This window comes from Accumulibacter sp., from assembly GCF_029255145.1.
In the GTDB taxonomy this organism is placed as follows: domain Bacteria; phylum Pseudomonadota; class Gammaproteobacteria; order Burkholderiales; family Rhodocyclaceae; genus Accumulibacter.
Map to the genome: position 1 here is coordinate 1 of NZ_JAPUVQ010000087.1, position 12224 is coordinate 12224.

Annotated in this window: 10 protein-coding genes; 3 read left to right on the forward strand and 7 right to left on the reverse strand. The window is 65.8% G+C overall.

Translation table 11 applies throughout. The annotated features are described in order from the left end of the window. Positions 1–143 precede the first annotated feature (143 nt). On the reverse strand, positions 144–1199 hold the full coding sequence (locus Q1L50_RS08320) for a C4-dicarboxylate ABC transporter (protein ID WP_300337471.1): 1056 nt from the start codon (positions 1197–1199) through the stop codon (positions 144–146). Between the two features lie 188 nt (positions 1200–1387). Between Q1L50_RS08320 and Q1L50_RS08325 the strand changes: the two genes are divergently transcribed. From Q1L50_RS08325 to Q1L50_RS08335, 3 genes are all read left to right on the forward strand, one after another. Continuing rightward, the gene (locus Q1L50_RS08325; protein WP_300337473.1) at positions 1388–3286 is read left to right on the forward strand and encodes a sulfatase-like hydrolase/transferase; all 1899 of its coding nucleotides are present in this window, start codon (positions 1388–1390) and stop codon (positions 3284–3286) included. Between the two features lie 212 nt (positions 3287–3498). Further along, positions 3499–3948, forward strand: a complete 450-nt coding sequence (locus Q1L50_RS08330) for a type II toxin-antitoxin system RatA family toxin (RefSeq protein WP_300337474.1) — start codon at positions 3499–3501, stop codon at positions 3946–3948. Between the two features lie 33 nt (positions 3949–3981). Then, positions 3982–5829, forward strand: coding sequence for a glutamine--tRNA ligase/YqeY domain fusion protein (locus Q1L50_RS08335; RefSeq protein ID WP_300337476.1), 1848 nt, complete (start codon positions 3982–3984; stop codon positions 5827–5829). Between the two features lie 51 nt (positions 5830–5880). On the opposite strand, the gene arsC is transcribed toward Q1L50_RS08335, so the two are convergent. The 6 genes from arsC to Q1L50_RS08365 form a co-directional block, all read right to left on the reverse strand. Beyond that, positions 5881–6234: an arsenate reductase (glutaredoxin) gene (gene arsC, locus Q1L50_RS08340; protein ID WP_300337477.1), complete on the reverse strand. Its 354-nt coding sequence runs from the start codon at positions 6232–6234 to the stop codon at positions 5881–5883. A 119-nt stretch (positions 6235–6353) separates the two neighbouring features. Continuing rightward, positions 6354–7448, reverse strand: a complete 1095-nt coding sequence (locus Q1L50_RS08345) for an SGNH/GDSL hydrolase family protein (protein WP_300337479.1) — start codon at positions 7446–7448, stop codon at positions 6354–6356. 287 nt (positions 7449–7735) lie between these two features. Further along, positions 7736–8941, reverse strand: coding sequence for an ABC transporter permease (locus Q1L50_RS08350; protein ID WP_300337481.1), 1206 nt, complete (start codon positions 8939–8941; stop codon positions 7736–7738). 30 nt (positions 8942–8971) lie between these two features. Then, a complete protein-coding gene (locus Q1L50_RS08355; RefSeq protein WP_300337483.1) occupies positions 8972–10180 on the reverse strand; it encodes an ABC transporter permease in 1209 nt (402 codons plus the stop codon). Then, positions 10162–10887: an ABC transporter ATP-binding protein gene (locus Q1L50_RS08360; protein ID WP_300337485.1), complete on the reverse strand. Its 726-nt coding sequence runs from the start codon at positions 10885–10887 to the stop codon at positions 10162–10164. Before Q1L50_RS08360 ends, Q1L50_RS08355 begins: the two co-directional genes overlap by 19 nt. Positions 10888–10890: 3 nt before the next feature. After that, positions 10891–12054: an efflux RND transporter periplasmic adaptor subunit gene (locus Q1L50_RS08365; RefSeq protein WP_300337487.1), complete on the reverse strand. Its 1164-nt coding sequence runs from the start codon at positions 12052–12054 to the stop codon at positions 10891–10893. Positions 12055–12224: the final 170 nt, after the last annotated feature.

Below are 12224 nucleotides of genomic sequence, written 5' to 3' on the forward strand. Positions count from 1 at the left end.
AGCAGATAGGCCGTCTGGCGGTCAGCGACGATAAAGTTTGACATGCGACGACTCGATGGTTCGAAGAGGCATGATTATATCATATATGGATCTGGCGCCGGGAAAGTCCGACAGGCTGCTAGCCGACATCGCCAGCGATCCGGTCAGGGATGTGGGCGGAACACGGCGCCGCTGCCGATGCCGCGCAGCGTGTGCCAAACTGTGAGCAGCCAGAGGGCCAGCAGCAGCGCCCAGCAGCCGATCCCGACCAGTTCGACGCCTGGCAGTCCGGCAGCGCGCCCGAGCCGGAAGCTGGCCGACACGAACGAGCCGAGCGGGAAGGTGAATCCCCACCAGGACAACGCAAAGGGCAGCAGCCCGCGACGCCGAGCCGCCACCGTGAGCAGCGCGGCCATTACCACCCACCACACGCCAAAGCCCCACAGCAGAAGGCCGGCAAGGAGCAAGGTGCCACTCGGCGCGGAAAAAGGCAGGTGCTCGGCAAGATTGAGCAGACTTACCGGGATCACGCCAATCGGCCCGAGATGGATCCACACCGTCGGCGCCATGACCCCGAATGCCGGCTTCGCCAGATATTTGCGCTGCAGTGTCAGAGCCAGCAGACCCAGGTACATCAGCGAACCCGCGCCGAGACCGACGACATTGGCCAGCAGCGCCAGATCCCTGGAGCTTCCCTGCAGCTGACCGAGCAGCGGGCCGCCAGCAATCGGGATGACCACCAAGCCGACCGCCGGAATGAAATTGGCCGGTGTCACGTGCTCCAGTCCGACGTGTTCGCCACTGAACATGGCGTAGAGCACGGCAAAGCTGAAAACGAAGGTGAGCGCCATCCCCGGCCACCAGAACAGCAAGGCAAGTTCGCCGTGCCCGCCAAAGACCAGGAACTGGGCGGCGATGACCAGCATCGCAATGGCCACGGTCGGGTAGAAGCTGGCCTGCACCGGATGCTTCAGCGTCGCCAGCGCCAGGTCGCGGTGCCTGACCCAACGGGCCAGCCAGGGGACTGCCAGGATCCCGAAGACCAGCAAGTTGACGCCATGCAGGCCCCAGGCGAACGCCTCCAGGATCGGCCAACGCGCGGAAAGGGTCAGCGTCGAGATGCTCAGCACCCCGGTCCCCATCACCACGGCGAACCAGCCCGGCGAGAAGTCGCGGACGACTTCGGCAAAGCGCAAGCGCGTAGACAGGGCAGCGGTCACCGGATGACTTCCTCGAACATTAGAAACGACTAATTATCCTACAACACTGCGTTCTCAGATAAGCCGTCGGTGGACGTGGAATTGCTCCCGCCGCCAGCGCGAACTCCTTCGCGCGGGCTCCGCTTAAGTCCGCGCGAAGGTTTACCCGCTAAGATATGGGTATCCTCCCGATTACGCCAACGCTGCCCATGAGCCAATTGCCCTCTCGCCACAGCATCAACCGCTTCTTCTTCCTCACCGGACTGTGGGTGGTCCTGCATGTCAGCGCCTTTACCAGCGCCAAGGCCTACAGCACCCCGGCGGTCGCCCTGTGGACGGTGGCGACGACCGCCAGCTACGCGTTCATCTACCTGCTGCCAGCGCTGATCGCCGGCTACCTGGTGCACTGGCTGCTATCGCGCGGCGGCGCGACACGCGCCGGCCGGATAAGCCTGGCGGTGCTCGCCGGCGTGCTGATCGGCCTGACCGGGGCAATCCAGGTGCTGCTCTTCGCCGACCGGGTCATTTATGGCATGTACGGCTTCCATATCAACGGCTTCGTCCTCGACCTGGTCTTCTCACCGGGCGGAATCGCCTCGCTGGGAGCGAGCGGCAGTACCGAACTGACCGCGACGCTGGTGGCCCTCGCGCTGCTGGCACTGCAGGCGGCGACTTACTACTGGACAACCCGACGCACCTCAGACCGCGGGCCGATCTCCTGGGCGCCGCGCGCGCGCTGGGTACTGCTGGCCATCCTGGGCCTGACCATCAGCGAGCGCCTGGCCTACGGCTACAGCGCCGCCGCGCACTATCAGCCCATTCTCCGGGCCAGCGAGAGCTATCCGCTGTACCTGCCGACCACCTACAGCAGGCTGGCAAAGCGCCTGGGGATCGATACCGGCGCAGTAGCCGACGACGGCGTGCGCGTCAAGCACAGCGGGCTGAACTATCCGCTGGTGCCGCTGCGCGTCGAAGCGCCAGCGCGGCCGCTGAACATCGTCTGGCTGATCGCCGAGTCACTGCGCTTCGACCTGCTCGACCGCCAGATCATGCCGCAGCTCTGGAAGCTGTCCGAGCAGTCGCTGCGCCTCGAACAGCACTACAGCGGCGGCAACACCACCCAGATGGGCATCTTCTCGATGTTCTACGGACTCTACGGGAACTACTGGTTTCCGATGATCGACGCGCGGCGGTCGCCGGTCCTGATCGACGTACTGCAGCAGCAGAACTACCAGTTCAGCCTGCACACCAGCCAGGGCTTCACCTATCCGGCGTTCAACAAGACGGTCTTCGCGCAGATCAACCCTGCCGACATGCACGTGATCGCCGAAGGTGCGCCCGCATGGCAGCGCGACCAGCAGAACGTCGACGATATCCTCAAGTTCATCGACGGTCGCGATCGTTCCCGGCCGTTCATGACCTACATGTTCTTCGAGGCCACCCACGCCAACTACACCTTCCCGCCGGAAAGCGTCATCGCCCGGCCGTATCTCGAAGACTTCAACTACCTGTCTGCCGACTTCGAGAAGCAGATGGTGCCGATCAAGAACCGCTACCTCAATGCCGCTCATTTCGTCGACCAGCAGATCGGGCGCGTCGTCGACCATCTGCGCCAGCAGCACCTCCTCGATAACACCATTGTCATCGTCGTCGGTGACCATGGCGAGGAATTCATGGATCGCAGCAGCCGTTGGGGGCACGCCGCGGAATTCAACCGTTATCAGACCAGCACCCCGGCCGTGTTGTGGGTTCCCGGCGAGAAGGCCCGCGTCATCCGCGGCATCACCAGCCACCTCGACCTGCCGGCAACGCTGATGCCGCTGCTTGGCGTACAGAATCCGCCGGCCGACTACTCGCTGGGTTACGACCTGCTGGCGCCCGACTTTCACCGCGATTATGCGGTTGCCGCCGACTGGCACCGCGTTGCCTACATCGGCGAGAAGTTCAAGATCGCCTTCCCGGTCAACGCCGCGGGTGCCGTCCGCCAGGAAGTGCTGGACGCCGACGACCGGCCGGTCAGCGATACCGACCAGGCCAAGAACGAGATCCGGCCGGCCATGATCGAGATGATGAACAACCTCAACCGCTTCAGCCGTCCGAAGGGCTGAGCGCAAAGGCCACGGCCGCCGGCGAGCGAAGCGGGAGAGCGCCGGCCCTGCGCGGCCATCGCCGAGGTCAATCTTGCTATCATCGAGACCATTGCCCAGGGCTGGCGCCGCCTGACCACTCCTGGCGCGGGTTGGCAGCTCAAGATTCGGCGACTGGTGCTGCCAAGAGACCGCTACGAACCTGACCAGCGAGACCGCAGAGACCGAAGCCCGTGGCAACCCATCGCGAGAGCCGCGCCATTGCCCTGTCACCCGAATGGCTGTTCGACGTCGTGGCCGACGTCGAACGCTACCCGGAGTTCGTGCCGCTGATGCTCGACGCGAAAATCGTGCACCGCGGCGACGACGCTTACGAAACCGAGCAGCGACTGGCTTTGGGACTGTTGATGCATCGCTTCCGAACGCGCACCGAGCTCGAGCGTCCGCGCCAGATCACGGTCTTGTCCGACGACCGCTCGTTCTGCCGCTTCGACATCCGCTGGACCTTTTCGCCCTTGGCCGATGACCATTGCCACGTCGACTTTGCGCTCGACTGCGAGACGCGCTCGCTGTGGCTGATGCCGGTGATCCAGCTGCTGATCCTGCCGATGGCAACCACCATGGTCAGCGCTTTCGAAGCCAGAGCGCACGCGCTGGCGGCGAAAGCCGGCGCAGCCGGTTAGAATGCGAAGCTTCGCGAATCAAGGACTGCCCCCGTGAGCCAGGAGACCACCAGCAAGGCGGCGTATACCGCCGCCGTTGCCAGCACCAACTTCATCCGCAACATCATCGAGGCCGACCTCGCCGCCGGCAAGCACGCCTCGCGCAAGTGGTCCGGCCACCCCGGTCCGGGTCCGCAGCAGCTCGCCGGCCCCCTGGATCCGGCGAAGATCCGCACCCGCTTTCCACCCGAACCGAACGGCTACCTGCACTTCGGCCATGCCAAATCGATCTGTCTCAACTTCGGACTGGCGCAGGATTACGGCGGCCGCTGCCATCTGCGTTTCGACGACACAAATCCGGAAAAGGAGGAGCAGGAGTACGTCGACTCGATCATCGACGCGGTCCAATGGCTCGGCTTTTCGTGGGCCGGCCCGACCTCCGGAGGTCAGGCGGAGAGCGAGTCGAACCTTTACTTCGCCTCCAACTACTTCGACTGGATGGTTGAATTCGCCGAATACCTGATCCGCAGCGGCCACGCCTACGTCGACAGCCAGAGCGCCGACGAAATGCGCGCCAGTCGCGGCACGCTGACCGAAGCCGGAGCCGACTCGCCGTTTCGCGAGCGCCGCGCCGAGGAGAGCATGGATCTCTTCAAGCGCATGCAGCAGGGCGAGTTTCCGGACGGCGCACACATCCTGCGCGCGCGGATCGACATGGCGGCAGCGAACATCAATCTGCGCGACCCGGCGATCTACCGCATTCGCCACGCCAGCCATCACAACACCGGTGACCGCTGGTGCGTCTACCCGATGTACACCTACGCCCACCCGATCGAGGACGCGCTCGAAAACATCACCCATTCGATCTGCACGCTCGAATTCGCCGACCAGCGGCCATTCTACGACTGGCTGCTCGAACGCCTGGCCGAAGGTGGGCTGTTGCAGCGGCCGCTGCCGCAGCAGATCGAGTTCTCGCGCCTGAACCTGACCTACATTGTCCTCTCGAAGCGCAAGCTGATCCAGCTGGTCGAGGAAAAACACGTCGCCGGCTGGGACGACCCGCGCCTGCCGACCCTCGTCGGGGCGCGCCGCCGCGGCTACCCCGCAGCGGGCTTTCGCCTGTTCGCCGAACGCGTCGGCGTCTCGCGATCGGATTCGCTGATCGAGTACTCGCTGCTCGAAGACAGCATGCGTGAAGTGCTTAACGAATCAGCCGAGCGCCGCGTCGCGGTGCTCGATCCGCTGAAGCTGATCATCGACAACTACCCGGCCGGCGACCGCGAAGAGTGCCTTGCCCCCAATCATCCGCTCAAGCCGGAAATGGGAACCCGCGCAGTGCCCTTCGGCCGCGAGTTGTGGATTGAACGCGAGGACTTCATGGCGCAGCCGAGCAAGGGCTACCACCGCCTCTATCCCGGCAACATGGCGCGTCTGCGCCATGGCTACGTGGTCAGATGCACCAGCTTCGACTGCGACGAACACGGGCTGGTCAGTGCCGTCCACTGTGAATACCTTGCCGACTCGAAGAGCGGCAGCGCGGGCGCCGACAACTACAAGGTCAAGGGCAACCTGCACTGGCTTTCGGTAGCCGATGCCTGCCCCGCCGAAGTTCGCCTGTACGACCGTCTGTTCGCGGTTCCCTCGCCGGGCGCCAGGCGTGAGGGCGACCCCGAGGGCGTCGAACGCGACTTCCGTGACGACCTCAACCCGGACAGCATGCGCGTCATCAAGGCCTGGCTTGAGCCGTCGCTGAAGAATGCCCAGCCCGAAGAGTGCTTCCAGTTCGAGCGGCACGGTTATTTCGTCGCTGATCGCGTCGACTCGCAAGCCGGTGCGCCGGTGTTCAACCGGACGGTGACGCTCAGGGATTCGTGGTCGGCCAGGACCGGCTCGCGAAAGTAGGGACTTGCTCCGGCGGCGGCGCTTGCCGCCGCCTTGCCGCCTTACCCTTGCCTACAGCAGTTCCAGCACCTTCTCGGGGGGTCGTCCTAGAACCGCCCGCTCGCCATGGACGACGATCGGCCGTTCGATCAGGATCGGGTGCTCGGCCAGCGCGTCCAGCCAGTCGTCATCGCTCAGCGAGCGCCCCGCATAGTGCTCCTTGAAAACGGCTTCGCCGCGGCGAACAAGTTGCTCGGGCTTCATGCCCAGCTTGCGCAGCAGGTCGCCAAGCTCTTCCCGGCTCGGCGGCGTCCTGAGGTAGTCGACGACCTCCACCGCGATACCCTTTTCGGTGATCAACTGGTACGCTGCGCGACTCTTCGAGCAGCGATTGTTGTGATAGATCCGCAGCGGCATCTCGGTCATCCGGTTTCCCTGGCAAATATTGATCGTCGCAGCGCGCGCCCGCACTGGCGAGCGCCGCGGCAAGCCCGCCTGGCTCGCCAGGCCCCGCGCAAGCGGGGCCCAGACGGCGTTGCGGCAGCCTACAGCGAGTCGCGCCGACGAACGGCGGCAATGCCGAACAGGCCAAGCGCAAGCAGAGCGACGCTAGCCGGCTCCGGCACGACTGCGGCGAAGAGACCCGCTCCCAGGATTTCGTGCGCAGCCGTCGTCGGATGAACCTGGTCCCAGAACACGTACTTGTCAGGATCGGCACACAGACCTCCGGCACTCTGGCCACTGGGAGCTACGAAACAGGGATCCGTGGCATTGTCAAATCCGTAGGCGGCAGGATGAGCGAGAACGTCGTTGAACAGGCTGTAGAGGTCGAACTGCACGATATCGGCCGAAGGAGGCAGCAGGTTGGCACCGACAAACGTCAGGGTGCTGGCAAGCGCCGCGTTGAAAGCCAGCGTAAGGTCCGTGAGGTCGGCGCTTCCCCCAGGTCCCGCCGCCGGGATGGCACCAAGGTCGGGCAGATTCGGAACCAGGAAGTGCTGCGCGCCGGCACCGGCGAGGGCGCCGATGGTACCGACGATGTTGCTGATGCCGTTGGATATCAAATCGACGACGTTGCCTGCCACGGGTGGGCCGCCAAACACGGTTCCCGGCAGCATGCCCGTGTAGAGCCAGTTGAAGACATCGTTGGGGAAGAACCATACGACGAAGAGTGAGGTCGCCGGGTTAAAGCTGGGGCTCGGTGCGGTGAAGAACCCTGGAAGCTGGGCCGAGCCGAAAAGCTGTCCGGTGTTGCTGGTCCCCTCGTAGGCTGGGTGCAAGGCAGCTGGCACGGTCGGAGTGATGGTATTGAAGCTGGTTACCCCCGTCGTCGCGCCACCGACTGCATAGTTGGTCCCGCCGGCCAGAGAAGGTTTGAAAGCGGTACTGCCGGGGTGATACCCCTGCCACAGGTACTCGACAGCAACCGGGCCGTTCGAGTACCGGCCACCCGCATAGGGCGGCGGCGGGAAGACCACGCCGGGTCCTGCATACGCCTGGCTGAGCAAGCCGCTGTTGCCGCCATCCGACAGGCTGTCGCCAAAAACAAACAGGTCGGAAAGTGTCTGTAACCCCGCGTTTGCCGAAACCGGCATCCCTGCGGAAACCAGCAGCGCCAATGCGCCAAGCATTTTCTTCATCAGGTAGTCCCTCTCTGGTGGGTAGACGTCGAAGAGTCAAGAAAAGGTCGCTGCCTGTAACCGAACTCCAGACTCGGCGGCCTGCTTTCCCTGCGCAACGGCGCAGGCGCATTTTGTGGCCGAACTGACGCACGCAAGAATCATACCTGAGAAGGCATCGCGCTGTTTTGGCAGATCATTTTCCCGCCAAGCAGGCCGGCGCCTGCACATGTGTAAAGTTTTCCGACAGTCCGGTCGAGCGAACGGCCGCGGCGGGACAAAGGGCATGGTCGCGATCCCGCATCGCGTCATTCGGCGCGCAGCGCGTCCACCGCGTTCAGGCGCGCTGCCCGTCTGGCAGGCAGCACGCCGGCGAGCAGGCCGATGGCCACGGCGATGGCCTCGGCGAGAGCGACGAAGCTCAGCGGCGTGTGCACCGGCAATGCAGGTACTGCCAGACGGATCAACTGCGCCAGCCCGATGCCGAGCAGCAAGCCCAGCAACCCGCCAAGCGCCGAGAGGGCAACCGCCTCGCCGAGAAACAACCCCAAGATCGTCCGGCGCGGCGCGCCAAGCGCCACCAGCAGTCCGATTTCGCCGGTACGCTCGCTGACCGCGATGGTCATGATGGTGACGATGCCGACGCCGCCAACGAGCAGTGAAATGCTGCCGAGTGCACCGACGGCCATGGTCAGCACGTCGAGGATGTTCGACAGGGTGCGCAGCATGTCTTCCTGTGTGGTGATCGTGAAATCCTCGCGACCGTGGCGCGCCGCCAGCGTCGCCTTGACCAGCGCGCTAACGCCGGCAGCTCGTACGCCCTCCTCGTACGACAGGTCGATCTTCATGATCCCGTCACGGTTGTACAACTCGAGCGCCCGTGCGGTCGGAATGTAGGCCGCATCGTCGAGGTCGATGCCGAGAAATTGGCCCTTGGCTTCGAGGACACCGATGACGCGAAACTGCAGGCCGCCGACGCTTACCCGCGCGCCGAGGGGGTTGGCGGTACCAAACAACTCGTCCTTGAGCCGTGCTCCCAGGACGATGAAGGCGCGCGCATTGTCGGCCTCCTCGGCGGGCAGGAACTGGCCACTGCGCACCTTGATGCTGAACACCTTGAGCATGTCCGGGCTGACCCCATTGACCGTGGTCCGCCGCAGGCGCCCGTTGGCATTGACCTCGGTGTTGCCCCAGACGGTCGCGGTCATGCCGGTGATATGCGGCAGCCGTTCGAGGGCGCGCGCGTCTTCGAGGGTCAGCGGCCGCACCGAGGTCGGAATGCCGGTCGGCGCGTGTCCCGCAGTCCGGGTCCGGCCCGGCGCGACGCTGATCACGTTGGTGCCGAACTGCGTGAACTCGGCCAGGACGAAACGGTGGATGCCCTCGCCGATCGAGGTCAGCAGGATCACCGCCGCGATGCCGACGGCGATCCCGAGCAAGGTCAGAAAGCTGCGCAGCCGGTGCGCGGTAATCGCCCGCAGCGCCAGCTGCAATGAATCGCCGGGACGGATCATCGGCTGCTTTTCACTTGCGCACGCGCTCGCTCAGCGCCTGGACAGCGACTGCACGGGGTCGAGGCGAGCCGCGCGGCCGGCGGGCAGAACGCCGAAGACGACGCCGGTGATCAGCGCGGTCGCCAACCCGGCGAGCACCGCCCAATCGGGCGGAAAGGCCGGATAGGCGGGGTAGAGCTGGCGGATGATCGCCGCGCCGGCCTGGCCAAGCACAAAGCCAAGCAGGGCCCCGGCCACCGAGAGCATCGCCGCCTCGGTCAGAAAAGCCTGGCGAATCGTCGCGGCAGTGGCGCCGAGAGCCTTGAGCAGGCCGATCTCGGCGGTGCGCTGGGTCACCGAAACGAGCATCACGTTCATCACCAGGATGCCGGCGACAGCCAGGCTGATCGCGGCGATGCCGGCAACGGCCAGAGTCATGGTGCCGAGCAGACGGTCAAAGGTCGCCAGAACGGCGTCCTGGGTGATGATCGTCACGTCCTCTTCACCTTCGTGGCGCAGCTTGATGATCTCGGTGACCTGCGTCCGCGCCGGCTCGATGGCGTCGCGGCCGCTGGCCTCGACCAGGATCCGGAACAGCGTATTGCTGTTGAACATCGACTGCGCCAGCGCTACCGGCACGATCACCAGCTCGTCGGTATTCATCCCCAGCCCCTGTCCGCTCGAAGCGAGGACCCCGACAATGCGGAAACGCCGGTCACCAACCCGCACCAACTGACCGAGCGCGCTTCGATGACCGAACATCTCGTCGCGCACCTTGGCGCCGATCACTGCTTCCGAAACGCCTCGACGCCAGTCGCCCTGTGGCAAGAAGCGCCCCTGGGCCAGGGTCAGCCGCCGCACCTCGATGAACTCGGCGGTAGTGCCGACGACCATCACTTCGCGCAACTTGCCGCCGACGCTGATTTCCGACGTGCCGACCGCCAGTGGCGCGACGCGATGCACCGAGCGCGCCCGCAACAGCGCCTGCGCATCGTCGACGGTCAGGTCGCGCGGCGTGCTGGTGACGGCGTTGCCCGGATTGAAGCCGCCGGTCTGCGAACGACCGGGGAGGACGATCACCAGGTTGCTGCCGATCGACGAGAATTCGTTGAGCACGTAACGTCGCGCGCCATCGCCGAGCGCGGTGAGAACGACCACGGCGGCGACCCCGATCGCCATCGCCAGCACCAGCAGGAAGCTGCGCAAGGGGTTGCCGGTCGCCGCGTCGCGGGCGAAGCGGATCAGGTCGGGAGCGCGCACGGGTCGCCGACTCCCTCGCGGCGGGCGACGGTATCGTGTTGCAGCGCTCCGTCTTCCATCAGCAGCTGCCGGCGGGCGCGCGCGCCCAGCGCCACATCGTGGGTGACAACGATCAGCGTGACGCCCTGGCCATTCAGTTTTTCGAGCAGCCGCATCACCTCCTCGCCGGTGGCGCGGTCGAGGTTGCCGGTCGGCTCGTCAGCGAGGATCACCGCCGGTTGCATGATCGTCGCGCGGGCGATGGCGACGCGCTGGCGCTGGCCGCCGGAGAGCTGATCCGGACGGTGGCCGGCACGGTCTTCGAGTCCGTAGTCGCGTAGCGTCTGCGCGACTCTGGCCGCTCGCTGCGTCGGCGCGATGCCCGCCAGAATCATCGGCAGGGCAACATTCTCGGCGGCGGTCAGCCGCGGCACCAGGTGAAAACTCTGGAAGACGAAACCGATGCGTTCGCTGCGGACTCGCGCCTGCTCTTCCGCGGACAGCGTGGTCACGTCGCGGCCCTCCAGCCGATAGGTACCGGCGTCCGGGCGGTCGAGCAGGCCAAGCAGGTTGAGCAGCGTCGATTTCCCCGACCCGGACGGCCCCATGACCGCCACGTACTCACCGGCGGCGATGCTGACATCGAGACAGCGCAGCGCGTGCACCTCGCTGTCGCCGAGGTGGAAAACGCGTTCGATGCCGGCAAGTTCGATCAGCGCCGCGCTCATCCGCTAGCGGCCAGTCCCGGACGTCGATGCATCGACCGAATAGGGCGCACCGGCCTTGACGCCAGCGCGTTCGAGCGAGGTCACGACGCGGTCGCCGGGCGCCAGCCCTTCGAGTACCTCCGCAAACTCCCAGTTGGCGAGGCCGGTCGTGACCTGCCGCTCCTGGAGTAGGCCGTCGGCGCCGGCGAGCAGCACCCGCCCGCCCTCGAGCAGCGCCGAAGTGGGCACGCGGACGACGTTCGGGCGAACGTCGAGAATCACTTCGACGTCGGCGCTGTACCCGACCAGCAGCTTGCCGGGCGCCGCCGGGTCGTCGAAAGTGGCCTCGATATCGACCGTCCGCGCCTGTTTCTCGAGCGCGGAAACGTAGGGCGCGACGCGCTTGACGTGGCCGGCGAAAGAGCGCCTCGGCAACGCGTCCAGGCTGATTCGCACCGGCTGCCCGGCAGCAATCCGCGGCGCGTCGACTTCGTCCATCGGCGCCTTGACGTAGAGGCACGAATCGTCGATCAGATCGATCGCCGGCGGCGTCGGCACGCCTGGTGGCGACGGCGTCGAGTACTCGCCGACTTCGCCGACGATCTTGGCGATGGTGCCGGCGAAAGGCGCATAGAGCACCGTCCGTCCCTGCTCGACGCGGGTCAGGCGGACTCGCGCCTCGGCCTGGACAACGTCGGCCTTGGCCGCGTCGCAACCGGCGCGCCGGGCATGCGCCTCACTTCGGGCGGTCTCTTCCTTGGCGCTGGAAACGAAACCCCTGGCCCGCAAGGCCGACTGACGCTCGGCTTCGCGGTCGGCATTGGCGGCCACGGCGCACGCCTCATTGACCCGCTGGCGTGCCGTAGCGACCTGCGCCAAATACCAGACGCTCTGCGCCTGCTGGTCGTCGTTCCACAGCTTCATCAGCAACTGGCCCTTGCGGACGCGGTCGCCTTCCTTCACCGCCAGAACCTCGATGCGGCCGCCGGTGATGGTCGACAGCTTGGTGCGCTGGCAGGCTTCGACGGTCCCCGCGCGGGTGTTGGCGATGGTCGATTCGACCAGGCCACGTTCGATCTCCCTGACCACCACGGCCACCGGTTTCGGGCGGGTCACCCACCAAACGCCCGCGGCAATCATCAGGACGACCAGCAGGGCGACAAGCAGACGGCGGATCAGGGGCGGCATGATGGCGGGGCTCGGGATTGGCAAAGGGGCTTGGCAGCGACGCCCGCTATGGTCGGACGAATCAGCCCAGGTGGCAAGGGCGGCGAGCGCCCGGAAGCCAGCGGCAGGAGGAGCACCGCTCCCGCTGCCGCGCCGATGCCGGCCGGTCCACCATTCGCGACCCCATGCTA